Below are 25,697 nucleotides of genomic sequence, written 5' to 3'. Positions count from 1 at the left end.
ATTATTTGTATAATTAACACACCTGACTAATTAAATGATTACCCCCATAGTGAGTCAATAATCGCTTTGACAGAGGCACGTCTCGCCATATAACTATTTTCCCCCATCCAAAGGGATAAGTATTCAGGACGCCCTGTTTTCGCACTAACTTGGCGAATTTTCGTCGTTAAATGGTGCTGTAACGGGTAAGGTGCAACAATTTTACCTTTTAATTGCTCCGTAAACTTATTCATCAGACCACGTGCAGGTTTTCCCGTAAATGCAATCGTCATACATGTACCCACTTCTTTTGAATGTAAAATTGCCTCTTTATGATATTCGTTCACACTACATTCATCTGCCGTAATGAGTGCTGTACCAATTTGCACAGCTTCTACACCTAGCGATAACATTTCAGCTACATGTTCTCGCGTCATAATCCCACCTGTAGCAATCACTGGAATCGTTACGTTTCCTACCACTTGCTTCACTAACTCACGAATTGGTATAAGTTGCATAGGCTCTTGGAAAGAACCACGATGCCCACCTGCTTCGCCTCCTTGTAAAACAACCGCATCAAAGCCCGCCTCTTCAACCGCGACTGCTTCTTCTTTCGTAGTAGCTGTACCGATTATAAAAGTACCCTTTTCTTTTAGCCGATGAACGACCTCTTCTGTTGGCAATCCAAACGTAAATGACACAATCGGCACTTCTTCATCTAAAACGGCTTGAATTTGCCCTTCAAATACTTCATTCGAAATAACTTTCGGTATATCTGTAATACCGAGTTCATCGTAAATAGGTTGTAACGCCATGCGCGCTTCTTGTAATACATGAACATCAATCTTAGGCTCTTCCTGCACAAATAAATTAATGCTGAATGGTTTAGTCGTTAATTGCTTTACTTCTTGAATAAACGCGCGTGTTTCCTCGCCATTTAAGTAACCGGATCCGATAGAACCAAGTACACCTGCTTCACAACAAGCCGCAACAAACGCAGGCGTTGTGACACCTGCCATCGGTGCTTGAATAATCGGTTTGTGTATATTGAAATTTTTTAGCATATTTATCACCTCATACAAAAATTGTAAACCTTTTAACTAAAATAATCTACCTAGCGTATGCAATTGTGTGGAAAGTTTTTTCACTCCAGCCCCTCATCAAAAAACGAGAGGGAATGATCCCTCCCGCTTATCCTTATTTTCGTTTTAGTTGTTTTAATAGCTCACTCACATTGGATGGAGTTTCTTCTATTATATTAGAACCCACGACTTGTTTCTTTTTAAAGGAGAAGCCAAATCGTCGCAGTGTAATATCCACAAAGAATAATAACAAGGCAATGACTAGAAGCCATGTTGTAATCGAGCGGCTTTCTGTCCCTTTTTGTTGAAACGGTCGGAACACATCACTAGCTTTTTCAATGACTTGACCACCACTACTATTCGCGATTGTTTCTAATAGTGCTGTATTTGTCGTACTTTGCTTATATTCATCACTATACGGCATTTGCACCCCAACTTTGACCATGTCTCCGTCTTTATTAACAATACTAAAGAACACAAGACCCGGTTCTCCATCTGCAAACACTTTCATTTTACTAGCGGATAATACATCGGTTTCAATCGGCAACTCTTCCCCTGCCTCATTGATCGCTGTCACTGATAAAAATGCTGCTTCGTTTGACACATCTGTAATGGTGAATTGACCGTTGCCATCTGACGAGACGGAATACGCTACGTCGTGATAGCTCGGTAAAAGCTCCGCAATGGCCGTTTGCCAAAATTCACGCCATTTCGCCCAAGTTGCCCAGCCGCCAGCCCACGCACCAGCTGCATCAGAAGTAAAGGCAATCGTTGTCCCTAACCCGTATTGCCATGTAGCTAAAACAGGATCTTCCTTTTCACTCTCTGCCACAACAGTCGCAAGCGGTTTAGCCGTCGTACCGATGTAGGCATTCATTTGTGCCACACCATCTGTAAATAAATGATGCCATTTATCTGCATTGTACACGGTCGGGTAAAACGGATTGTCTTCAATATACGTTCGTGTCATCATAGATGTTTCCCTTGATAAAATAGACGGAATCGTTGTTTCATCCACTACATCATAAAAACGCCCGCTCCCCATGTCACTTAAAGACTCCAGTAAATTCCGGTCCGCATCTTGCCCAATCGCAACTGTTGACAGTGTGACATTTTTCTCTAATCCCGCAGCAATTAAATCGTCATACGAACTATTTGTAGCGGAATAACCATCTGTTAGTAAAATAATATGTTTTCGTTGTAACTTTAAATCTTGTAGCCCCTCATAGGCTAATGCAAGCGAGCTATAAATTTCCGTTCCGCCACCAGCTGGAATCGATAACACTGCATCTGTTGCTTCCTCTTTATCGGCTAGCTTCGTCGTTTCGATAATTGGCCATGGTCGATCATCAAAGGCAATCACTCCAAGTGTATCATCATCACGTAGTAGTTCAATGGAACGTGCTGCGGCCTCTTTTGCAAGCTCAAGCTTACTTCCCATCATACTCCCTGAACGGTCAATGACGAGGACAAGCCCTAGCGACGGCATTTCGTGCTTTCCTTGCACGTCCATTTCCACAGGTAACAGCGCTTCAATCGGCGTTTTGAAATAGCCTCCTAAACCGAACGCTTGGTCACCACCAACCATCATAAAACCAACCCCAAAATGCTTGACCGCTTGCTCAATGACTTCCATTTTTGCTTCGCCTATTGTATGAGCCGATACATTATCAAAAATGATTGCATTATAGGCTAAATAACTTGATAATGACGACGGTAACGTAGATGCACTCATCACAGCATAATCAATCGTACTGTTTCCAATAATCGCTGGAATTTTAGAGGTAGCCTCATCATCTTGTACAATTAATAAACGCGGTGCTGCTTGTACAGTCGTCACGCTTGTTAACTTGTTATTTTCTAAAAAAGCATCATTGGTCGTTTGCACAAGGGCTTCATATTTGACTAGCCCTGTTGCACTGCTCATATGACTAAATGTAAAACGGTTATGACCGGCCTGCAGTGTGACTGATTGCTGTACTATTTTTTTATCATTTTCATATAAAATCAGCTCGGCCTGCTTTTCGTTTTCCGCATAAATATTTGTAACAAGCTGTTGTTGTTCCCCCTCATAAGCAATTTGAGGTGTTTCAACGCTTTCTAAAATAATATCCTCATTTGCACTTTTAGCAAGTGGGACAACATCGATTGACACATTGCTATTTGTTAATTTATTTACTTCTAGCAACGCCTCTCCCTCTGTTTCATTCCCATCTGTTAACAACACGATACGGGTTGCTTTTTGCTGATCCGCAATACTTGTCACCATTTTTAGCGCTTCTTCAATATTTGTATCGCTGACAGATGACATGGCCGATAATTGCGGCACTGCTTCTACCTCAGCGGATAGTAGGGATTCGGTTTGCACTGCACTGGCAAATGAATAAATCCCTACTTCATGCTTATCCTCTTTACTCGTTAAAGCCTCTTGTATAAACTGCGTTGCTGTATCCTCTTCTGCACTTGTAGAAGCTGAACGATCGATTAGGAATAACACTTGCTCTTTATCAATTGGCAATAAAATATACGGATTCGCTAAAGCAAAAATTAAGCAACTAACCGTTGCTATACGTAACACATACACAATATAATGAAGCTTTTTCCACTGTGCCTTATGCCTTTTCAGTACAAATCCAAAATACAAAACGACAGGAATAAATAATAAAAGCGCGAACGGAATATCAATTCGTAAATCCACGTCTACGTTGCACCTCCCATTCTGCTAAAATGAGCAGCAAAATTATCAATACGATATAAGGGAAGAAAGAAGTAGACGTTTCCACTTCCTCATTTTCGTTTGTTAATTGCCCCAGTGTAAAACTTTTACCGAACTGAATATGGCGTTCACTTGCGGCAAGCACGGTTGAAAATAATCTTGATTCATCCTCCGATGATAGCTCGTATAACCCAGGCTTGTCCGGAGCAATAAATTGTTTGCCACTCGTAAACGATGACACATATTTTCCTTCTTCGTCATAAATGGACCATTCTGTTTCACGTAGCGCAATAGAAGCGGATTGTTTCGGTGTAAATGTCCCCATACTGTCACCTGCCGCCGAAATTTGCTGCACTGCACTCCATAAGAACAATGGGAATGAAGGATGTAGCGGCCAATCTGTCGCCTGTAAATCGGCTAATACAATAATATCTCCTTTTGGTGACAATTGAATAAACGGCTCTTCATTGACCGTTGCAATCGTATCAAACTGTTCAAAAGGCGGATAAATCGATTGGACATACACATCTTGCAATGGACTAAAACTAAATAACGCAGCAGATGACGGACTAGCAAACGCATTCATCTCTTTACTACTTTCATCGTTGCGACCAATTAATATAACCGGGCTTTGTCCGTCTAATAAAGCAACATCATTTGAAATGAGTAAAGACTGCTCGTTTGCTTGCTTCAATGTCGCGTCATCAAAAAATGTGACGTGATCATAAACAGCAGCAAACCCTTTTTGAACAAGGGTATGTGTTGATGGATCGAGCATGACCTCGATTGTCTCCTGCTGGATAGTTGTGACCCATTCATTATCTAATGCATACTCATCATTGACTTCAATTTTCGCTGTAATGGTTGGCGTCAGTGGTAATTGATTGAATAAATGGATGATTGTGTCATGTTGCTCCAGTGTGAGCTGCTCTGAAACAAGGCGCTGATCCTTACCATATAAATCGATTGTAATGTTTTGTGTTTGATCGGTTTCATTTGTTAGCTGCACAAGTGCTGTCGTCTGTTCCCCTTGAGCAGTTGCTGCAAACTTCGTAATAGCTACATTATTTAGCTCCTCGGTTTGTCCATATACATGCCATTCTACAAAAGCACTTTCAACTGGTAGTTGTTGCTTTTCTAAGGAATCCGTAAAAACATAGATCGCCGTCGTCCGTTGACCAATAAATGCTTGTACGACTTCAACCGCTTTCTCCATATGTTCCTGCTCATATGTAACTTCTAAAGTATCTACTGCTTTTTCAACTTCAGCAGTATTCGTTTCTTCACGTAGCACAACAGTCGGCTGGCGTCCTGTCGTCACGAGCGTGATACTTTTCCCATCCATGTCTTTTAATAATTGCTTCATCTTATCTTTATGCTGTTCAAACGTTGTTGCCTCTTTCCCAGCAAGCATTGTAGCAGAAGTGTCCACTACAAAAATGACTTGCTCGCCCGCTATTTTCGTACTCGGTAAGTAAGGCTTCATCAATGCGAAAACAAGTAAAAGGAGCGCTGCCAGTTGTAAAAATAACAGGCTATTTTTTTGTAGCTTTTTTAAATACGGAGACGCTTTTGTTTCCTGCATAAGTTCTTCCCAAAAAAGGGTGGAGGAAACGGTTTGTTTCGTATATTTCTTTCGGAAAAAATAATACAGCAGGACGATGATTGGAAAAATAATCATCCCGATAAAAGCGACATTCATAAACCCCATCCATCGTCACCTCACATAATCCAATTCGCTTTTTTTAGACGGTGGAAAAAAGCGCTTGAAAACCCTTCTTCCGCAACGAGTTGAATTGTTGCTACACCATATTTAGCGCAAAGCAGCTGGAATTTTTTTTCGTGCTCTGCTTTTTTATTGATATACTGCTGGATGATTTGATTGGATACAGAAATATTTAACTTCTCATCTGTTTCAATATCATAAAGCTCCACATCCCCAGTAAAGTTCGGTTTCATTTCTTCCTGTGTTTCAATTTGAATGATCCGAATATCACCAGCATAGCGTGGTAATCGTTGAATAAGCGCCTCCCACTCAGCAATCGGCTCCAGTCCGTCTGTAATGAGTATGAGCACCGTTTGCCCTTTTGCTAGCTGCTTCATGGCATGCTGTACAAACGAATCCTTTAAGGATGGTCGTTGCAAACTAGCGATTGTATGCGCAAACGCTTGCTTATACGTGGCGCCTTTTTTACGGAATGGTATGACCGGCTGTGCCGAAATAACGGAAAAAGAAAGCCGATCATCATTTTGTAGCACGAGCTGCCCAAGTGCGAGCGCTAACTGTCTTGCAAGCAGCCATTTTTCTGGATGAACCATCGATTTCGATGCATCGAGTAAAATATGTACTCTCATTTCTTGCTCGTCTAAAAAACGTTTAATAAAATACTTTTCTGTACGGGCATATACATTCCAGTCTACTTGACGTACATCGTCACCCGCATGGTATTCACGGAAATCACTAAAGTCCATCGAGGAGCCAAAGCGATTGGAACGGTGTGAGCCTTTATGTTGACCACGAAGCTTTGATTTAGTTGCAAGCTTCGAGGAGCCAATTCTTTTCTGCCACTCACTTTGTAACAGTAGCTCCTTCGTCATACAAATGCTCCTTGCTGTACTTTTGTTAAAATAATCTCCACTATATCATCCGTTGTTTTCTCCGCCGCTTCTCCTTCATAATTGAGTAAAATGCGGTGACGAAGGGCAGGTTTTGCTACCGCTTTAATATCTGCTATCGATACATGGAAACGTCCATTCATTAGCGCGCGTGCCTTTGCAAGTTTAATGACACTTTGCACCCCCCGCGGACCACTACCATATTGCACAAATTGCTTCACTTCATCAAGAGCACTCGTATCAAATGGATTCGTCGCTGTGACAATATCTACCGCATAAGCAAGAATATCCTGTGCAATCATGACTTCTTTTGCCATTTGCTGTGCCTGTAGTAACTGTTCCGTATCCATTACTTTTGAAAGCTCAGCCGACGTAGCACCTGTCGTCCGTTCCATAATCGTTAACAAATGTTGCTTAGAAGGGTACGGAAGCAACACTTTACATAAGAAACGGTCAAGCTGTGCTTCTGGCAGTGGGTACGTCCCTTCCATTTCAATTGGATTTTGTGTAGCTAACACAAAAAATGGTCGTTCCATTGGCCTCGTATCGCCAAGTACCGTTACCGTTTTTTCGCCCATCGCTTCAAGTAATGCACTTTGCGTTTTCGGTGTTGCTCGGTTAATTTCATCAGCTAGCACAATCTGACTGAAAACCGGTCCTTTTTGAAATGTAAACTGCTGCTTGCCATTTTCTAAACGTTCAATCATGCTCGTTCCTGTAATATCTGCTGGCATTAAATCGGGCGTAAATTGAATGCGAGAAAAGCTCAGCTCCAGTACGTTAGCAATCGTACGAACGAGCATCGTTTTCCCAAGTCCAGGCAACCCTTCTAACAGCACATGCCCATCTGCTAAAATCCCATAGAGCGTAAACTCGACTGCTTCTTCTTGCCCGACGATAAACTTGCCGATTTCCTCTCTTACTGCGAGTATATGTTTACTCATTTGTTCGTATTGTTGTTCATGAAAAGCCATAGCCATCCCCCTAGTCTGTTTCTATTGATGTAAAATAATGTTGCACCATTTGCTGTAAATCACTCGGCAGCTGCAAGCGTTCAGTAGATTGCATATAGCTATCTTTGTATGTGCCAACTACCTCTTCGTATGGGCGCACGTCACCTCTTGTCGCAGGAACGTAACCTTTTTCTTCAATCGTATCGCCTTCACCTATTTTGCCAGAATCCACTGTCGTATCACTTGACCCACCAATACGATGCGGAACCGCTAATAAATCACGACCGCCAGAACCTGTGCCGCCCATTAAACCACCTTTGCCACCGCTACCACTTCCCGAACCACTGCCAGAACCAGCACCGCTACCAGAGCCTTGACCTTGACCTTGTCCTTGTCCTTGACTACTGCCGCCAGATTGCCCTGAGCTGTTGCCACTATTCGTAGATGATTGGCCTTGATTTGTACCTTGACCTGAGCTTCCACTTTGCCCACTGCCATTACTTTGTGAGCCGTTATTGTTCGTATTTTGCTGTCCGTTTGCGCTTGTCGTGCCTGATTGACCAGTACTTTGGCTTAATGAAGACGATGGATTCATATTCGCAATTGTTTTTTGCAAGTTTAAATCAATTGGTTTTCCAAGCTTACTCAACGAACTTTGCGCCTCACCTGCTGCAGAAGCTAGTTCTTTATTTAAAGAAGCAAGCTCATTTAATTGCTGTAGCTCGCCTGCTGACAATTCGTTCTTTTGCTGTTGTTCAGCAAGTTGTTGTTCTTGCTTCATCAATTCTTTTTGCTTTTTGACAAGCTCTTTTAACGCTTGCTCGCTCGTTTCAGCTTCCTCCAGCGTTTTCTTTAGTTCTTCCAATTCTTTCTTCGTCTTCTCTGACAACTCTTTCTTTAACTGTTCTTCCATCTCTTGATCAATTTTTTTCGTAATCGCCCGGTCTGCTTCTACTACTTTTGCTTCTTGTTGTGTAGTAGCAGGCAGCGCGATTAAACCTAACAGTAAAACAAACAGACCACATGTCGTCGCAAGTACTTTCGGTTGCAACAATTTTTTTGGTCGCTTTTTAAACGCCTGTAACGCTTGCTCTTTTTGCACAGACGCTTGCTTCATTAAAGTTTGAACGAGCCCATTTTCTTCCTTTGCTGTTAAAGCTGTCAGTAGCTCATTATGCGTAAAGTAGGCATCAAATAAAATCAGTGCATCTTTCTTCGTCAGCCGATTCGTCATAACACGCATCAGTTGCCATAAAAACGCGAGGACCGCCGCACCTATCGCTACACGGCTATAATACGGTAAAACAAATAGACGTGAAATGATATACACGATAGTAGCCGAAAGGACCGCGTAAAGCAGTCCTTTTTGAGCACCCAGTATCAATTTTTCAAGGAGTAGACTACGGCGCGCAGCAAAGACAGCTTGCCATAGCCTTTTCTTTTCCTCCATGCTAGCTCCTCCTTATCCTCGTTTCATATTGACACGAAGTTTTTTCACTGAAAGCACAAGCATTGTCACCGTTACACCTACATAGAAAATTAAATACGGAATCCAAATAGGCAGTCGAACACCGACAGTTGAATAAAGACCTTCTTGCATATCACTCGATAAAATCGTTAACATGAGCGCGCCTGGATTAATACTTGCCCAAAAATACGTAATCGGTGAGAACGGTGTGTAAGTTTGACTTGAGCTCATTGTTGCCATCGCCGACTGGTCAATTACAATACCGATAAAGAAGAAAAATGCTGTAAAGCCGCCTAAAAAAATCATCGCGCCATATGTGGCAATCATCGACGTAATCGTACGTTTGATGACTGTCGAGAAAAAGATCCCGATACTGCCGATTGCTACCATTGTGACAAAATAAAAGAAGAAAATTGTTAATAACTGTGTTGGTGAAACACCACCGAATAAAAAGACGATACTGTAAATCGGTAAACCGGCCATTAACAATAACCCTAAAAAGGCAATAGAAGATGTTAATTTCCCAAAAATAATTTGCCACGAGCTTTGTGTTGTCATGAGTAACATATTCAATGTTTGCTTTTCACGCTCTGTACTAATTGCCCCAGCTGTTAAACCAGGCGTGATAAACATTACGAGCCCCATTTGTAACACAGAAATCATCATAAACAAGTAAAGACTTTCAGACGGTCTAAAATAACCCGTACCTGAAAATTGTGTCACAATCATGAAGAAACCAATGACTACGATACATAGCGCCAATAAATAAAACATGAGACCCGTAATACTTTTAAAGAAACGAAAGCGCAATTTCAATTCTTTCATCAATACAGGATTATACAGTTTTTGCATCATTGTTTTGCGCCTCCTTCGTAATCGCCATAAAAATGTCCTCTAAATCTTTTTCGACTTCATTGGCACTGTAAATAGCAATATCGGCTAACAGCGCTTTTTTCAACATTTCCACCTGTTCTTCTTTTGAGCCTCGATATAAAAACGTAATGATGCCTTCTTCCGCATGTGCTTCAATGGCGCTAATATTCGGGTCCTCTTCGAAATGTCGAACTGCACGTGCTACATCGCCCATCACTTTAATGGTCATTTCTTTATCCCCTGTTAACTGCGCTTGAATCGCTGCTACATTTCCCTGCGCAATTAAACGGCCTTTATCCAGCACACCAAGCTCATCACACATCTCCGCCAGTTCAGGTAAAATATGCGACGAAATTAAAATCGTTTTGCCGAGTGTTTTTAAATGCTTTAAAATATCACGCATTTCACTACGAGCTCGCGGATCTAACCCAGATGCTGGCTCATCTAATATGAGCACTTTTGGGTCATGAATAAGTGTTCTCGCTAAACAAAGTCGCTGTTTCATCCCTCGGGACAATAAGTCGACATACTCATACCGTTTATCCGTTAAATTGACAAGTTCCAATAGCTCTGGAATTAGCTTTTCTCGCTCTTTTGCAGAAAGACCATAACTTGCACCGTAAAAATCTAAATATTCCTCAGCTTTTAATTGGTCATAAACACCGAAAAAGTCTGGCATATACCCGAGCTGTCTCCGCACTTCGACTGGATTTTCTACGACATTAATCCCATTTACATGTGCCGTCCCACTCGTCGGTGCTAAAAGGGTAGAAAGAATCGAAAACGTTGTAGATTTCCCTGCCCCATTTGCCCCAACAAAGCCGAACACAACGCCTTCTGGAATGACCAAATCTAACTGATTGAGCGCAGTAAACTGTCCATATTTCTTTGTGAGTCCTTTAATTTCAATCATTTTTTCACTACTCCCTTCAGTTCAAACGTAGGAAGCTGTACGGGCATGCCATCATCCATACCGACGCGTGACACCTTCAATATAAGTTGACGTTCAGCATTCATATAATTTTCCACATTTTCGGTTAATGTCACTTTAGCACTATCCAGCGGTTCATAAGAATCTGTTTTATGATTATACACTTCCGTATATATCACGCTGTCTTTGTATTTAAGTTGTAGTGAATCTAATGCAATGTTTGCCATATCGATATCCGCTATTAATTCATAGATTACTCGGAACTCACCATCACTAATATACGCATTGTAAATATCATTATTTTCAATATATCCGTGCCTAGCCATATCGAGCGGTTCGATATTTGCTATAATATCATCCACTGTAAACGTCACATCCCCTTTTAGAATCACTTCAGGGGAAATGGATTGTACAAAATAGCTCATCGCTGTCGTTTCAGCATTTCCTACTAGCTGCACTGGGACTAGCGAGACATCGGACCAACCAACAATCACAGGTTTGTTTTGATTCAACACAGATTCGATTGCAGACCCTTTCATATTGTCTAACTTTGTATTGAATAGTTCTTCATCCGAAGAAAAATTGTGTTGATACGAGTAGTTATGAATCGGTGCTGACAATGTTTGGGATTTGATGTCTTGCTTCACGTCAATCGTTTCATTCGCTTTAATATCCCCGAGTTCATATTCCTTTACGCCGCTTAATACTTTCACTTGCTTTAAATCCACCGGTAAGTTATTCGTGACTGTACCAGATAAAATACCGTTCGATAATGTCAGTTTTACATCGAGCTTTCCTGCTTCGCTAATCGTGGTTTTCCCAACAATTGATTGAACAGACCAATAATCCATATTATTTAACGTTAATCGTTGTCCATTAGCTATTTGTTGAATGTATGATTTTTTGTGTAGTTCACTAGATGTTAGATTACTGTGAGCACCATAAGCGACCGCTGTCGTTTGTGCATCGGTTTCAAATACAAAATCACCGCCTTTGTTAGATAAAAGGGCATTTGTATAAGAGCCGATTAACGTGCCATCTTCTTGGACTTCATAAAGGGCCATTTGCTGTATTTGAGGGTTTAATAGTCGATCTTTTGCACCAAATACGAAGAACAATAACGATGTTACAATCGCTGCAATTGGGACATACACCCACATTTTTTCACGCTTATCAAAACGCTTTAATATAAAGTAAAGAACAGGACCAATAACTATAATATAAATAATAATAATCGCAATAACCCAACCAGAAGTAAATTTAAATGATGGGAATAATTCATTTAAGTGCATCCAGTTCGCTCCATAGCCAGCAGCACTTTGATATCCGTTAAATTGATGATTGTAATTTGTTAACGCTAATATTTCCGCCAATAATTTACCATAACCCGCCATACTCGAAAGCGGTTCATCTCCTAAAGAAAATGTCGTTTGCATAATACGACCTTTACCAATTTGTGTTTCGGCCATCAACATTTTACCATTTACCAAGAGGTGATTCGCGGCAGCATCCTTTAATGTGGCATTGTTTACCGCTATATCCGCTGTAAACACACCGTTGTTTGTGATGCTAGCCAATTCATCTGCTGTGATAGTCGCTGTTGTATTGCCTAAAACAAGCGGTAAGCTCGCTTCAAATACGCCTGCTGCGCCCGCGCCAAAGTCATTGGCACCAACTAATACCGTACCACCTTGTTGCACCCAGCTATATAACGCTTGCTGTTGCTTATCGCTTAGGTCGCTTATCGCTATCTCATCAAATAAAATATAATCAACCATTTGAAGTGCACGTGGATCTTCAGCTAAATACGCATTACTCGGATTATTAATAAAGATGATTTCCGTATTCATAGCCGTAAACTGATTAAGCCTTTTCACGCCACCAAGGCGGTCCTCATTATTTGTCACAACAAATAGCAGTTGTGCATCATAGTCCAACATTCTCGGTGTCACATAATGATCACCGGAGTAGTCTACTTTCTTACCTTTTTCAATGCCACCCTCATAGAAGTGGAAATAATCTTCCCTCGGCATTGTATACATTAAGTTATCCGAATAGCCATCTAAATAAATTTGGAATGTTTTACTTTCCCCACTTCCGATGTCTAATGGAAAAACAAGTGCAGACCCCAAACTATAACTCACTTCCGCGTCAATCACAAAGTCACCGGAAAAGCTATCTCCGTTATTTGTAATCGTGACTGTGAGCGGGGTTGCCCGCTCTTGTTTAATTTTATTGTTTATACCAATCTCTGCTTGTACATCTAGCTGTGCACTAGCAAATGCTTCACTGTACGGAAAGCTTATAATGAAAAACATAAGCAAGCTAAACAATAGCGCCATCTTCTTATTCACAATCTCATCTCCTTTTCCCTCTCTATAATTAGTACGAATACAGCTTCAAGAAGTTCCTGAAAAAATTGGTATTTCTAAAAAACAGAGGTAATAACATAGCGAAACTATAGGTACCCCTTAATTTCCCCAAAGAAAAAACACCCATTCGAAAAGAATGGGTGTGAGTATTATATTAAGCACGTGAAACGTAAGAACCTTCAGTTGTGTTGATGATTAACTTGTCGCCTTCGTTTACGAAGAATGGTACGTTAACAATTAAGCCTGTTTCCATTTTGGCTGGTTTAGAACCACCTGAAGCTGTATCACCTTTAATACCTGGCTCCGTTTCAGCAACTGTTAATGTTACCGTGTTTGGTAACTCGATACCTAACATTTCGCCTTGGTAAGATTGAATGTGTACTTCCATGTTTTCAAGTAAATATTTTAACTCTTCTTCAATTTGAGAAGCAGCTAAAGTTGTTTGATCGTAAGATTCCATATCCATAAATACATGCTCGTCACCTTGTGCATAAAGGTATTGCATTTTACGGTTTTCAATCATCGCTTTTTCTACTTTTTCACCAGCGCGGAATGTTTTTTCTTGTACGTTACCGTTACGTAAGTTACGTAATTTAGAGCGTACAAACGCAGCACCTTTACCTGGTTTTACGTGTTGGAAATCTAACACGCGGTATAAGTTACCATCAACGATAATTGTTAAGCCTGTACGGAAATCATTTACTGAAATCATTTTTATTCCTCCAAATATTATAAAATAATTAATTCCTTCGTCGAATGCGTTAATCTTTCATTACCCGTTTCTGTGATTAAAATATCATCCTCGATACGAACGCCACCAATGCCAGGTAAGTAAACACCCGGTTCAATCGTTACCGTCATACCCGGTTCTAATACCGTTTCAGAGCGGAACGAAAGCCCTGGTCCTTCGTGCACTTCTAAGCCAATCCCATGCCCTGTGGAATGACCGAATGCTTCACCGTAGCCTTTTGCTGTTAAATAATTACGCGCTACGGCATCCGCTTCAATCCCTGTCATGCTCGGACCTACTTTTTCGAGCGCTAAAACTTGCGATTCCAATACAACATTGTACATCTCCACAAGCTTTTCTGAAGGCTGGCCAACAGCAATGGTACGTGTAATGTCTGAAATATAACCATTATATAATGCACCGAAATCAAGCGTTACAAAATCACCTTTTTCGATTAACTTATCTGTCGCAACACCATGTGGTAATGCCGAACGCACGCCACTCGCTACAATGATGTCAAAAGATGAGCTTGTAGCACCTTGTTTACGCATGAAAAATTCAAGTTCATTCGACACCTCAAGCTCTGTTTTACCAGGCTTGATGAAATCTAAAATATGTGTAAATGCATGATCTGCAATTTCACATGCAACCTTAATAATATTAATCTCTTCAGTAGTCTTTATCAAGCGAATTTTTTCAATTAATCCTGAAATCGGCACTAAATCCACTTTTACGCTCTTATTATATAATTCATACATGCCATAGGTCATAGCGTCTTTTTCAAAACCAAGCGTTTTAATGTTCATTTGTGCGACTTGGTTTGCGATTTCTTCAAAAATTGTTCCCTTATGTTGCACAATGCGGAAATCCTTTACTTGGGCAGTTGCTTGCCCTGTATAGCGGAAATCCGTAATAAACACCGCATCACTTTGCGAAACAATCGCTACACCTGCTGTACCTGTAAAACCGGTCATATAGCGACGATTAAATTCATTCGTAATGAGCAAAGCGTCTATATTTTTATCAATTAATTGCTGTCTTAATTTGGCTAACTTCATGCTTATTATTCCCCCTTATGACATTTGTAAAAACTTACGCAGTGCAAGTTCATAACCAAACGTACCTAAGCCACAAATTTGACCAACACATTCTGCAGCAAGCTTTGATTCATGGCGGAATGATTCACGTGCATGGATATTAGAAATATGTACTTCAATGACGGGTACATTCACTGCTGCAATCGCATCGCGCAACGCTATACTCGTATGTGTATAAGCACCTGGATTGAAAACAATCCCATCAATCCCAGTATCTTCTGCTTCATGTACCCAATCAATCAGCTCTCCTTCATGATTAGATTGACGAAAATCGATGGTAGCATTGAATTGTTGAGCTAATGCTATACAGTTATTTTTTACATCGTCTAGGTTTTCGGAGCCGTAAATTTCCGGCTCTCGTTTACCTAAACGATTTAAATTTGGACCGTTTAATACGAAAAGCTTCATTCGTCATTCTCCCTTTTTTTCATTCTCATACTATTCTACCATAGCAGACGTATCATACGGCAACTTATTTCGATTTTCTAAGCTTTTACGATGGAATGACGCGGTCTCTGTAAGAAAGACAAATGCTGTGAGTACAACGACAAAGAAAGGGATCGATAAACGTTTAAAAGATGCTCTCTCCATAGGTAAATCATAAATGAGCCACTCCGTTAAAAAGGCCATCAGTAGACCGATTATGATGGCCCATACAACGGGCGGAAGCAACTGCACAAATTGCAATATCATAAATAAAATGATACTTACAACAAACAAAATCACAAATAACGCAATCCAACGTGTTAAACCATCCGAAATAATGGTATTTAAAAATTTTGTAGGCTTCCAATCAATCCATTTAAATAGGTCTAATATTCTCAGCATTGCTGTCACGTAAAAAGCGCTCATCAGACTTGTGGACACTGCAATTTTCATCATAAAAAAATCACCTCTTTCTGTGTTCAGCGTATCCGTTATTTCACATAACTATGCAGACAGGTAGTGATTTTCTGAAAAATTTAGTACAATGGAAAGGTAGAAATTTTGAGATTAGTAGAGAGTGGTGTCGATATTGAGTAAGGAAACACCTGTTTACGGCGGACAAGCACTTCTTGAAGGCGTGATGTTCGCTGGGCAAGATCATATGATAACGGCAATTCGACGAAATGATGACTCGATTGACTATTACCATTTGAAAAAAGAGAAAAAACCGATTTATCAAAAACTAAAGAAGATACCATTCGTTCGAGGCGTTGTAGCATTAATGGAATCTGCTGGATTTGGTTCACGCCATTTAGAGTTTGCCAGCTCACGTTATGATGTCAACCCTGGTGAAGAGGATGAAGGCGAAGAAGAAGAAATGAGTAAGCTACAAATGTGGCTTGGTGTTGCTGTTGTAGGTGTACTATCCTTCTTATTCGGTAAATTCATTTTTACGCTCGTGCCCATGTTTATGGCCGAATTATTAAAACCGTGGTTCCCAGGAAAAACGATTCAAATTTTACTGGAGACAGGCTTTAAGTTAATTTTACTACTTGCTTACTTGTACATTATTTCGATGGCGCCCATTATTAAGCGTGTATTCCAATATCACGGGGCTGAGCATAAAGTAATCAATTGCTACGAAGCAGGTCTTCCATTAACAGTGGAAAATGTCCAAAATCAATCACGCCTTCACTATCGCTGTGGTTCAAGCTTTATTTTATTTACAGTCATTGTTGGTTTATTCGTCTATTTCTTAGTCCCAACAGATCCGCTTTGGGTACGTCTTGTATCGCGTATTTTATTAATTCCAGTGGTCATTGGCATTTCGTTTGAAGTACTACAAGCAACAAATAAAGTGCGTAATGTGCCTATACTGCGCTATTTAGGCTATCCAGGTTTATGGCTACAACTATTAACGACAAAAGAGCCAAAAGACGACCAAGTAGAAGTCGCAATCGCTTCTTTCAACAAATTACACGAAGTTGAAGCGAACCCAGAAATTGCAGCAACATTACATCATGACTAATAAAAACAGGCTAACTGCAAAAGCGGTAGCCTGTTTTTCCGTTAGCCGAAGTAAAGAACGCCCTATCCCTATACTTTAATGCATCGTGAAAAACGAGTGCTATATAATTATTTACAGAAAATTGAAATTGACATATCATATGTCTACGATGAAAAGAGGTGAAACTATGGAGATTGATATTTTTTCAATACTTGCGTTATTTTTCTTTGGCTTTACGGGGGCTTTTATTAATTCAATCGTTGGCGGTGGTGGACTCATTACATTACCGGCATTATTATTTGTGGGATTACCACCTGCCACTGCCATCGCAACAAATAAACTTGCCGCATCAATGGGCAATTTTACAAGTATGATTACATTTTTACGTGCTGGAAAAATTGATGTCAAAATGCTCGGGCCTATTGTACCGTTTGTGTTTGTCGGTTCTTTGTTAGGAGCGTTTACTGTCCATCAAGTTTCTCCGGATATTTTGCAACCACTTGTACTCATATTACTGATCGCCGTGTTAGCGTACACGTTCGTCAAAAAAGATTTTGGCAACGTTGAAACGAGCGGCAAAGCAACAGGCAAAAAAAAATGGCTGAGTTTAATATTGCTCATTGGTTTAGGTTTCTATGATGGCTTTTTCGGTCCTGGGACAGGTTCATTTATGATTTTTATTTTGCTCTTTATGGGCTTTAATTTTATCGAGGCATCGGGCAGTTCAAAGCTGCTTAATTTCACAAGTAACTTAGCCGCCTTGCTGATGTTTTTACTACTTGGGGCAGTGAATTTTACGTACGGCCTCATTATGGGCTTTGCGATGATTTTAGGGGCATATACAGGCTCTAAAATCGCACTTAGTAAAGGGACCGGCTTTATCCGCGTATTATTTATTGTCGTCACAATTATTCTCATTTTAAAAAATGGCTATGATTATTTCTTTGTATGACAAAGATGTAGGTTTAAAATAAAGTTTGATTAAAAAGTGCTATTGAATCCTTATTTAACAGCACATGCAAAAACTCCGCTTTGAAAAATCGATCAAAGTGGAGTTTTTCGTTTTAACTAAGTATAAGACTTTTATTAAAAAATTCGATTATTTTCTACCTTTGATATTCCACAATAGCGCCTTTTAATTGAATAACGATTAGCCTCTATTAATTAGTTTAGTGTAAGAGTAACTGATTTCTTTTGCAATCGCCCTGTTTAATATTTAACTTTATTCAACCGTTTCTAACTTTTGAAATATAACATTAGATGATGTATCTTCAGTTATTTCAAAATTAAATGCATTCCCCTTCGAGAGTTGAATTGATTCAACAGTTCCCGCAGACATTTTCACATTGTCGATTTCTACAAATGCTTTAATTGTAACTGGTTGGTTTAAATCGAATTCACTACTACTCAGCTCAAAACTAAGAATGTCTCCTTTTTTAAGAGCTGAACCATCCGCATTGGCTGCACCTTGTGTTGTAGGTTGCTTTAAATCTTGGTCAAAATACAATTCAACAAAACGGATTTTGTTATCAGAGTTGTTTACCACTTGAATTAAGGCTGTTTCACTATTAGGTGATGTTGAAGCTAAAGAACTTGAACATGCAGTTAATAGTGCTATCGACAATATTATGCCTATCAAGAAAGAAAATTTTTTTCATGAAGCACCTCTTAATTTTATTTCTTTTAAACAGACGTTGTGTATGTTAAAAGGTTCATTATATTCCATTCATTTACTCCTAACTTAACTTCTAATTAGATTAAATGGTTCTTTAATGAAAACAAGCGCTGATTCTTAATACAGAATCGCGCCCTTTAATGGAATATTACAAAGTTGTTTTATAGATACGAGAATTATCTCCCCACGGATGATATCCAGTACCAATGAATTCAAATCCAAATTTTTCATATAACCCGATATGATCTGTAGAGAGGTATAAATGGTTAAAACCTCCTACTTTTGCATCAATCTTCGCCTTTTCTAATAATATCGAACTATAAGCATTTCCCCTGTATTCCTCTTCTATGTATACAGCACACAACCAAGGATATAAATCCATACGGCTAATAAAATCGTTTGTAACAATACCTGCACAACCAATTATTTTATTACCGTCCATCAATAAATACCATTGTGGCAATGGATTAGAGGGGGCAATACAATGGGTAATACAGTCTTCAAATACCATCATATTTTGTTCGCTTGCCCATTTACTTTGAATATATTTAATGGCTCTATCCTTAAATTCAGGATTTTCTTTTACAGAAATGATTTTCATTTTCTTCACACCCCATCATTTAACTTTCTTTGCAGGCAATTAAAATCCCTGTTAAAGAACCACTTCGACATTCTTAATAAAACTCCTGCTTGTTTAGCAATCTGGTCCTTTAATGAAATAACTTTATTATCACTTAATAGGTTCTTAAACCACAAGAAAAACTGAAATCTCTTCTTTTAGTTCCTCCTGTAAACAACGAGCGTCTTAATTGAGCTCGTTTATAAAAAAGCAGGAGCAAATTCATGTGCGAATTGCCCCTCTATTTTGTTGTGAACCTTTTTGTTATTACTGTTCTTTCCCTTTTGCTCCTCAGAAAAAGAACCGATTAATATTGCTTCACTAGCTTAGTTTAGTACTTATCCGTAATGACCCCAATAGATGAAGCTTTAATAAATGGTAAGTCTTTTAATTGGGATAAGTTTTGTGCATTTCCTGTGACAACTGCACCATAATATTGTAAGTCTTCCTCGGTTAACTGACCATCTTCTCTACTTAGTGTCTCATATAAGCGTTTAAACTCACCTTGCCAACGCGTTTTAAATTGTTGATTTGCTTCAATCGCGCCAATAAAGCGACGGACAGGCTCTTCTTTCATATCGCCATTTTCATCGAATAAAGAAAGTCCATAAACTGTATGCTCTGAACGAAGTAAATTGTCTAATACAATCACTTCACCGTTTTCATCTACATAATTATATTGAAAATCATCTGCATCTTCATTAACATCATCCACCCAAAGCCAAGTGAGTGTTACATTGTTTGAAATCATTGATTGCACCTCGTCAAATGTATAGCCCTGATCAAAAGATAAAGCAACTTCCATTACTTTGTCCTCCACCATATTATCAAGCAATGCTAAATCATTACGATATGTTTTATATTGCAAAAACGGGTAGAAAAACACCATTTCTCGCTGTCCTAATTCGTTATAGTGCTGTTTTTGTAAATCTCCTTCATGCAAAGTTGGACCAATTAGGATTGGTGACTCAATGCCTATTCGATTTAAATTTTCATCACGGAAGAGTCCATATCCGTACCTTTCTTGTCCTGTATAAACGACTTTCCCTTCAATTATTTTATAAGTGGTATAACGATTTTCTCCCCCTAAAATCCCTTGATAACGTTCAAGCTTTCCAATAAATTCATTCGGTGCAGATATTTCATGAAACCCTGTAGCAGAAAACTGCACTGGCCTTTCTAATTTATAGTTAATATTTCGATTCATAATTGTACCTACAATCATGACGACAACTAGAACTATAAGCGTAACCAAAACTGTTTTCCAATTGGCCCGTCGCTTCGCTTTTCTGATAGTTTTTTCCATTTTTTTGATATCGAAAATATCTTCTGCCTTATCGTTGCTCATATCCTTTTTCCTCCCAAATCTTTTTAAAACTTTTGCGCGCACGTTGTAAATATGTCTTCACGAGCGTTTCTTTTACGTCTAAAATCTCACTGATTTCTTTATACGATAGTTCCATGTAATACTTTAAAATGAGCAGTTGTTGAAACTTGGGCTGAAGTCCCTGCAATGCTTCTACCAATTCATTTGCCTGCTCTTTCATCAATAAATCGCTCTCTACATGTTCAAAAACTGTTTTTAAACGTTCCAAGTCATCATGATTTAACCTGACAACGGATTTATTTTTGTTATAAAGAGAATAATAGCGATGAATCGCTACCTTAAACATCCACGCCCGCATTTTCTCTGGTTCAATTTGTTGGATACATTCTATTGTTTTTATAATCATTTCTTGCGTAATGTCTTCGGCATCTTCTTTCGTAGCCCCAATTTTGATCAAATATTTAAATACCACTTTTGCATGTTCAAGGAGTAATTGCTCCCATTCATTATTCAAAACCTCACCAACTTTTAGCTATCCATTTTTAGTTCATAGTGATCACTCACCTATATAACAATTGTAAAAGAAAAAAGTATACATTTTTTGCTAATTTTTTTAAAATAAAAAACACTCCTTTGAAATCATATCCAAAGGAGTGTTTTTCTTGACTTTTTTAAACTATCTCGGCTTTTTTATAAACCACATTTTAGCTGTGCACCGCAGTTTGTACATGTGTTACAGCCGCCCATTTCTTCTACCGTACCTTGACGACAAACTGGGCAAGTGTTCCCTACTTCCGAACCAATTGTTACATCTGTTTGAGTTAACGGCTTAATCGTATCGACTAATACAACTGCACGTTTTACTTCTTCCTCTTGTTGTTTTAACTCTTCAAACTCCAGTTGCTCATCTGTATGAGATTCCTCTGCTTTCAGTGTTAAAACTTGTGTATCACGACTTCCATCGACGTATACTGTGCCACCTTTTGCACCACCGCGATATAGACGTTCATACACTTTTTCTACTTGCTCCACTGTATAACCTTTTGGTGCATTTACTGTTTTCGAAATCGATGAATCAATCCAGTTTTGGATAATACATTGTACATCTGCATGTGCCTCTGGTGTTAATTGCATAGAAGATATGAACCAATGCGGTAAATTATTTTCATCTACACCTGGATTTGCTGCTAAGTACTCTTGTACAATTTCCGCTTTTACCTCGATGAATTTCCCAAGGCGTCCTGAGCGGTAATATGTGAAGCTGAAATATGGTTCAAGCCCCGTAGCAACGCCTACCATTGTACCTGTGCTCACAATTGTTACTCTCTATATACTAGAGGACGGGATTATTAGTACCCGTTCCATATGTCGCCATATGGGTCAGACTATATCATCAACCATTTTTTCATCTAAATCATCCCCAACTTGTTTTATTTAATTATAAAACAAGAACTGATGTTCCAAGGTTGAACTGGTTGCTCGGCATGTAGTCGTTGAGGGGTCAGCCACGACTTCCCTGCGGATTGTCTGGTAGGTTAAAAACCAACACTTTTACATTTTTACCGTTTGATAGCTGGCAAAGCTAGGTAGTAAAAGATACGCCAGAGTTTCCCGCATATAGCCAAGTTTACGCTACATTCTTACAAATGTAGGGGGCAACAATTTTACCCGTAGGTGCAACAGTTAGTAAGTGCGAGTTGCGGATACCATTCGCTAGTACGCCTTGACGAATATGATTCGGCATCTTCTCCATAAAGCCTGTATGAATAAACGCTTCACGTAAACGTTTTGTTTCTTCTTCTGTTTCGCCTTGTAAGAACGGGAAGCTGCCACGCTCTTGCCCAAGTTCGATGGATGCTTCATATGCTGCAACGGCAATCGTTTTGAAAATCTCATCGACAAGCTGATTGCCTTCTTCTGAACCGTATTCCTTTTCACAGTAAATAAGTAAATCGGCTAGCCCCATGACACCAAGTCCAACACGGCGTTCACCAAGTGCTTGTTTACGGTTTTCTTCTAAGAAGTACGGCGTTGCATCGATAACGTTATCTTGCATACGTACGCCTACTTTCACTGTTTGGCGTAACGCTTCGTAATCTACTGATTTTGAATCTTTCACTGCAAACTGAGCTAAGTTTACAGCTGCTAAGTTACACACTGAATATGGTGCAAGCGGTTGCTCACCACACGGATTTGTCGCTACAACTTGTTGACCATATGCTTTAGCATTTGTCATTTCATTTGCATTATCGATGAAGAAAATGCCTGGCTCTGCCGCGTATGTTGCACAAATATTGATTAAGTTCCATAATTCACGCGCCTTGATTTTACGGTATACGCGAACGCCATAACCTAGTCGTTCCCACTCACGTACATCGCCAACTTTGTGCCATTCTTCATTGTAAATCGCCATTTCTTCCGGTGTATAGTTCGCTACATCTGGGAAACGCAATTCAAAATCTAAATCATTTTCAACAGCATGCATAAATTCATTTGTTAATGTGACAGAAATATTGGCACCTGTTAAGAATTCTGAATTATGAACAGAGTATGTCCCACCATCACGTAGCTTTGCTTCTGCATCACGAATGATCGCATCGCTAAATCCACCTAAACCTTGGATGTTTTTATAATTCACAATCCCTTGATACATCGCTTCATCTTGTGGCGATAAAGGCTTGAATTTTAACTTTTCTTTTGCTAGACGAATGATGGACTCGTCCGTTGTATTTTCCATTAAGTAACGAAGAATACGTGGATTTTGCATTTTTGAAATAATGAATTCTACGATATCTGGATGCCAATCTGCTAGCATAATCATCTGGGCACCACGACGAGAACCACCTTGCTCAACCAAGTGCGTCAGTTTGGCAATATCATCAAGCCAACTGACAGAGCCACTTGATTTACCATTAACACCGCGCGCTAATGTGTTGCGTGGACGAAGTGTTGAACCATTCGTCCCTACGCCACCTCCGCGGCTCATAATTTCCATTACTTGCTTGCGGTGATCACTAATCCCTTCACGTGAGTCTGCCACAAATGGCATTACATAACAGTTAAAGAATGTGACATCCGTTTGCGAACCTGCTCCGTAAATAACACGCCCTGCAGGAATGAATTTTAAGCTTACGAGCTGTTCATAAAACTTTTCAAACCATTCTTGGCGCAGTGCTGCCGTTTTTTCAACAGCCGCTAAACCTGTCGCATTACGCTTGGCAATTTGTTCATAATAAATTTCAAGCGGTTTTTCAATAATATCCAATGAACGAGTAATAATTCCTGTTGACTGTTCTTTTTCGTCTTCTAGTACATGACGGAAATCTTCCTCGATTAAGATATCTGCTGTTTTTGTTTCAGTATTAATGGATTGAACGATTCCAAGTCCACGTGCCGGGAATTTTGGGTCTTCTTTGACAGTTAACACAACAAAATCGCCTGACTTTAACGTTTTCTTTTCCGTATCCTTAAATGAATAACGGTCAATCATCACAAGACGTGATACACCTTTATGCGTAATATGCATGTCCGGTGTAATCGGATGCACTTGCGGGAATTGCTCAATATCTTTGTTGAGCTGATCTACTTGGATGGTTTGCTCTAGCACACTTTCCATCAACGAGCCCCCTCTTTAATTGTTTTAAATCTTTTCCATAATCATACCTATCCATAACAAAAAATACAAACCAAACACAAGATGTTGTGTTTGATTTGAGTATTTGTTTCTATATATATGGTTGTATTTTATGCACTTAGAAAAGATTACTACAGAATTATTTTTCAAACAAGGGCTTGATTTTTTTTATTTTATATTAAACCCGCTTATATCAACGTTTTGTACAAGGAAATTTTTTTCAAACAAACGTTCTACTTTCTAAAGTTCCATTCATCGTTTGCATACTTTTCCTTTTCTAACTGTTCTACGTATGCTAATTGCTCAGGTGTTAATTCATAAGGGATTAGCTCAATTTCTAATGCCGCTTGAAAACCTTGTTTAAAGGCTACTATACACTGTTCTACTGTAAATGGCTTGTCTACTAACCCATTGATTGCTACTGCCTTCTCAGGAAGCTTTACACGCATTTTTTCACGTATGGCTTCGCTTGAAAATTTAAACACAGATAATAACTTTTCTTCATCTAAATCGAGCAAAATCGCGCCATGTTGTAAAATAACACCTTTTTGACGCGTTTGTGCACTTCCCGCTACTTTTTTCCCTTCTACGACAAGTTCATACCAACTTGGTGCGTCGAAACAAACCGCACTTTTCGGGTTTTTTAAATCTTGTTGCTTTTCTTTTGTATCGGGCACACTAAAATACGCATCTAAACCGAGATTTTGAAATCCTTGCAATATCCCTTCACTTAGTACACGATATGCTTCTGTGACCGTTTTCGGCATATTCGGATAATCTTCTTCGACAATAATCGAGTATGTCAACTCATGTTCATGTAGTACCGCACGCCCCCCAGTTGGTCTTCTGACAAAACCTAACCCTTGACGACGTACTTCATCCAGATCAATATCTTTATGTACACGTTGGAAATATCCAATCGACAATGTTGCCGGATTCCATTCATAAAACCGAATAACTGGTGGAATCAACTTCTCACTATGCCAATTTAATAACGCTTCATCTAGCGCCATATTAAATGATGGACGACAAGGTCCCGAATTAATAAAATACCATTGTTTCATAATGTGCCTCCATGAAAGTATTTAGTAAACTTACTCGACGTATGCCCCGTTCTCTTTTATAATATATCTGATAGATAGAAAGGAGAAATTTTAACGTGCAACAAGTATTTATTACAATCGCCATTATCCTAGGTGTGATCATTGCTTACGTACTGATTAATTCATTCCGTTTGAAAAAGGCCGTAACAAATTTAACACAAGAACAGTTTATACAAGGCTATCGTAAAGCACAACTGATTGACTTGCGTGACCCAAAAGAATTTGAAGCAGGACATATCCTAGGTGCGCGTAACATTCCCATGACGCAACTAAACCAACGTCATAAAGAGATTCGATCAGACTTACCAGTATATTTATACTGCCAAAATACAGGTCGAAGTGCACGTGCTGCTTTAATGCTAAAGAAAAAAGGCTGTAATCAAATTTACCAATTACAAGGTGGTTTCAAAACTTGGACTGGTAAAGTCAAATCTAAAGCATAATCCTAAGCTCCCAATTTCGGGGGCTTTCTTATTTTATAGCAAAAGCAATTTTAACATGTAACCAAGTACATTGGTACAAAAATACGAAAAGTGATTATGTAATTTTAGTTTAAAACTTTTTTGTTTTGGAGTTTCTTCCTATTATA

The 25,697-nt window shown here is 39.3% G+C and carries 22 protein-coding genes and 1 pseudogene; 3 read left to right on the top strand and 20 right to left on the bottom strand.

Going from position 1 to position 25,697, the window contains the following annotated elements; translation table 11 throughout:
* Positions 1 to 38: 38 nt before the first annotated feature.
* From AAGS61_RS11875 to AAGS61_RS11815, 13 genes are all read right to left on the bottom strand, one after another.
* Positions 39 to 1,043, bottom strand: coding sequence for an NAD(P)H-dependent flavin oxidoreductase (locus AAGS61_RS11875; protein WP_391371872.1), 1,005 nt, complete (start codon positions 1,041 to 1,043; stop codon positions 39 to 41).
* A 133-nt stretch (positions 1,044 to 1,176) separates the two neighbouring features.
* On the bottom strand, positions 1,177 to 3,759 hold the full coding sequence (locus tag AAGS61_RS11870) for a VWA domain-containing protein (protein WP_391371870.1): 2,583 nt from the start codon (positions 3,757 to 3,759) through the stop codon (positions 1,177 to 1,179).
* On the bottom strand, positions 3,743 to 5,488 hold the full coding sequence (locus tag AAGS61_RS11865) for a vWA domain-containing protein (RefSeq protein WP_391371867.1): 1,746 nt from the start codon (positions 5,486 to 5,488) through the stop codon (positions 3,743 to 3,745). Before AAGS61_RS11865 ends, AAGS61_RS11870 begins: the two co-directional genes overlap by 17 nt.
* An 11-nt stretch (positions 5,489 to 5,499) precedes the next feature.
* Positions 5,500 to 6,375 carry a DUF58 domain-containing protein gene (locus AAGS61_RS11860; protein WP_391371864.1) on the bottom strand — a complete coding sequence of 292 codons (876 nt, stop codon included), beginning with the start codon at positions 6,373 to 6,375 and terminating at the stop codon, positions 5,500 to 5,502.
* Positions 6,372 to 7,367 (bottom strand): AAA family ATPase, encoded by a 996-nt coding sequence (locus AAGS61_RS11855; protein WP_391371861.1) that lies wholly within the window; start codon positions 7,365 to 7,367, stop codon positions 6,372 to 6,374. The genes AAGS61_RS11860 and AAGS61_RS11855 overlap by 4 nt, the downstream gene beginning before the upstream one ends.
* 10 nt (positions 7,368 to 7,377) lie before the next feature.
* Positions 7,378 to 8,796, bottom strand: a complete 1,419-nt coding sequence (locus AAGS61_RS11850) for a hypothetical protein (RefSeq protein ID WP_391371858.1) — start codon at positions 8,794 to 8,796, stop codon at positions 7,378 to 7,380.
* A gap of 12 nt (positions 8,797 to 8,808) precedes the next feature.
* Complete coding sequence (locus tag AAGS61_RS11845) at positions 8,809 to 9,669, bottom strand: ABC transporter permease (RefSeq protein ID WP_391371855.1); 861 nt, start codon at positions 9,667 to 9,669, stop codon at positions 8,809 to 8,811.
* Positions 9,650 to 10,600 carry an ABC transporter ATP-binding protein gene (locus AAGS61_RS11840; RefSeq protein ID WP_391371852.1) on the bottom strand — a complete coding sequence of 317 codons (951 nt, stop codon included), beginning with the start codon at positions 10,598 to 10,600 and terminating at the stop codon, positions 9,650 to 9,652. The genes AAGS61_RS11845 and AAGS61_RS11840 overlap by 20 nt, the downstream gene beginning before the upstream one ends.
* Positions 10,597 to 12,972: a hypothetical protein gene (locus tag AAGS61_RS11835; RefSeq protein WP_391371849.1), complete on the bottom strand. Its 2,376-nt coding sequence runs from the start codon at positions 12,970 to 12,972 to the stop codon at positions 10,597 to 10,599. Before AAGS61_RS11835 ends, AAGS61_RS11840 begins: the two co-directional genes overlap by 4 nt.
* A 172-nt stretch (positions 12,973 to 13,144) precedes the next feature.
* On the bottom strand, positions 13,145 to 13,702 hold the full coding sequence (gene efp / locus AAGS61_RS11830) for an elongation factor P (RefSeq protein ID WP_391371846.1): 558 nt from the start codon (positions 13,700 to 13,702) through the stop codon (positions 13,145 to 13,147).
* 17 nt (positions 13,703 to 13,719) lie between these two features.
* Positions 13,720 to 14,778 carry a M24 family metallopeptidase gene (locus AAGS61_RS11825; protein ID WP_391371843.1) on the bottom strand — a complete coding sequence of 353 codons (1,059 nt, stop codon included), beginning with the start codon at positions 14,776 to 14,778 and terminating at the stop codon, positions 13,720 to 13,722.
* A 15-nt stretch (positions 14,779 to 14,793) separates the two neighbouring features.
* Positions 14,794 to 15,225 (bottom strand): type II 3-dehydroquinate dehydratase, encoded by a 432-nt coding sequence (aroQ, locus tag AAGS61_RS11820; protein ID WP_391371840.1) that lies wholly within the window; start codon positions 15,223 to 15,225, stop codon positions 14,794 to 14,796.
* 30 nt (positions 15,226 to 15,255) lie between these two features.
* Positions 15,256 to 15,699, bottom strand: a complete 444-nt coding sequence (locus AAGS61_RS11815) for a hypothetical protein (protein WP_391371837.1) — start codon at positions 15,697 to 15,699, stop codon at positions 15,256 to 15,258.
* Positions 15,700 to 15,883: 184 nt separating this feature from the next.
* Between AAGS61_RS11815 and AAGS61_RS11810 the strand changes: the two genes are divergently transcribed.
* Complete coding sequence (locus tag AAGS61_RS11810) at positions 15,884 to 16,771, top strand: DUF1385 domain-containing protein (RefSeq protein WP_391372199.1); 888 nt, start codon at positions 15,884 to 15,886, stop codon at positions 16,769 to 16,771.
* Between the two features lie 166 nt (positions 16,772 to 16,937).
* The gene (locus tag AAGS61_RS11805) at positions 16,938 to 17,702 is read left to right on the top strand and encodes a sulfite exporter TauE/SafE family protein (RefSeq protein WP_391371834.1); all 765 of its coding nucleotides are present in this window, start codon (positions 16,938 to 16,940) and stop codon (positions 17,700 to 17,702) included.
* Positions 17,703 to 17,972: 270 nt separating this feature from the next.
* On the opposite strand, the gene AAGS61_RS11800 is transcribed toward AAGS61_RS11805, so the two are convergent.
* The 7 genes and pseudogenes from AAGS61_RS11800 to AAGS61_RS11770 form a co-directional block, all read right to left on the bottom strand.
* The gene (locus AAGS61_RS11800) at positions 17,973 to 18,374 is read right to left on the bottom strand and encodes a hypothetical protein (protein ID WP_391371831.1); all 402 of its coding nucleotides are present in this window, start codon (positions 18,372 to 18,374) and stop codon (positions 17,973 to 17,975) included.
* A 199-nt stretch (positions 18,375 to 18,573) separates the two neighbouring features.
* Positions 18,574 to 19,026, bottom strand: a complete 453-nt coding sequence (locus AAGS61_RS11795; protein WP_391371828.1) for a GNAT family N-acetyltransferase — start codon at positions 19,024 to 19,026, stop codon at positions 18,574 to 18,576.
* 349 nt (positions 19,027 to 19,375) lie between these two features.
* The gene (locus AAGS61_RS11790; RefSeq protein WP_391371826.1) at positions 19,376 to 20,392 is read right to left on the bottom strand and encodes an anti sigma factor C-terminal domain-containing protein; all 1,017 of its coding nucleotides are present in this window, start codon (positions 20,390 to 20,392) and stop codon (positions 19,376 to 19,378) included.
* Entirely contained in the window at positions 20,379 to 20,885 is a 507-nt protein-coding gene (locus AAGS61_RS11785) for an RNA polymerase sigma factor (protein WP_391371823.1), read from the bottom strand. The genes AAGS61_RS11790 and AAGS61_RS11785 overlap by 14 nt, the downstream gene beginning before the upstream one ends.
* Before the next feature lie 176 nt (positions 20,886 to 21,061).
* Positions 21,062 to 21,682: pseudogene (locus AAGS61_RS11780) on the bottom strand (response regulator SirA); the annotation flags it as partial.
* A gap of 316 nt (positions 21,683 to 21,998) precedes the next feature.
* The gene (locus AAGS61_RS11775; protein WP_391371820.1) at positions 21,999 to 23,987 is read right to left on the bottom strand and encodes a vitamin B12-dependent ribonucleotide reductase; all 1,989 of its coding nucleotides are present in this window, start codon (positions 23,985 to 23,987) and stop codon (positions 21,999 to 22,001) included.
* Between the two features lie 251 nt (positions 23,988 to 24,238).
* Positions 24,239 to 25,069 carry a lipoate--protein ligase family protein gene (locus AAGS61_RS11770; protein WP_391371817.1) on the bottom strand — a complete coding sequence of 277 codons (831 nt, stop codon included), beginning with the start codon at positions 25,067 to 25,069 and terminating at the stop codon, positions 24,239 to 24,241.
* A gap of 95 nt (positions 25,070 to 25,164) precedes the next feature.
* On the opposite strand from AAGS61_RS11770, the gene AAGS61_RS11765 reads away from it, so the two are divergent.
* Positions 25,165 to 25,551, top strand: a complete 387-nt coding sequence (locus tag AAGS61_RS11765; RefSeq protein WP_391371814.1) for a rhodanese-like domain-containing protein — start codon at positions 25,165 to 25,167, stop codon at positions 25,549 to 25,551.
* Positions 25,552 to 25,697: the final 146 nt, after the last annotated feature.

Source organism: Lysinibacillus sp. KU-BSD001, assembly GCF_042920265.1.
Classification (GTDB): domain Bacteria; phylum Bacillota; class Bacilli; order Bacillales_A; family Planococcaceae; genus Lysinibacillus_B.
The sequence above is the reverse complement of the archived record's forward strand: the minus strand, read 5'-3'. Positions and strand labels throughout refer to the sequence as shown.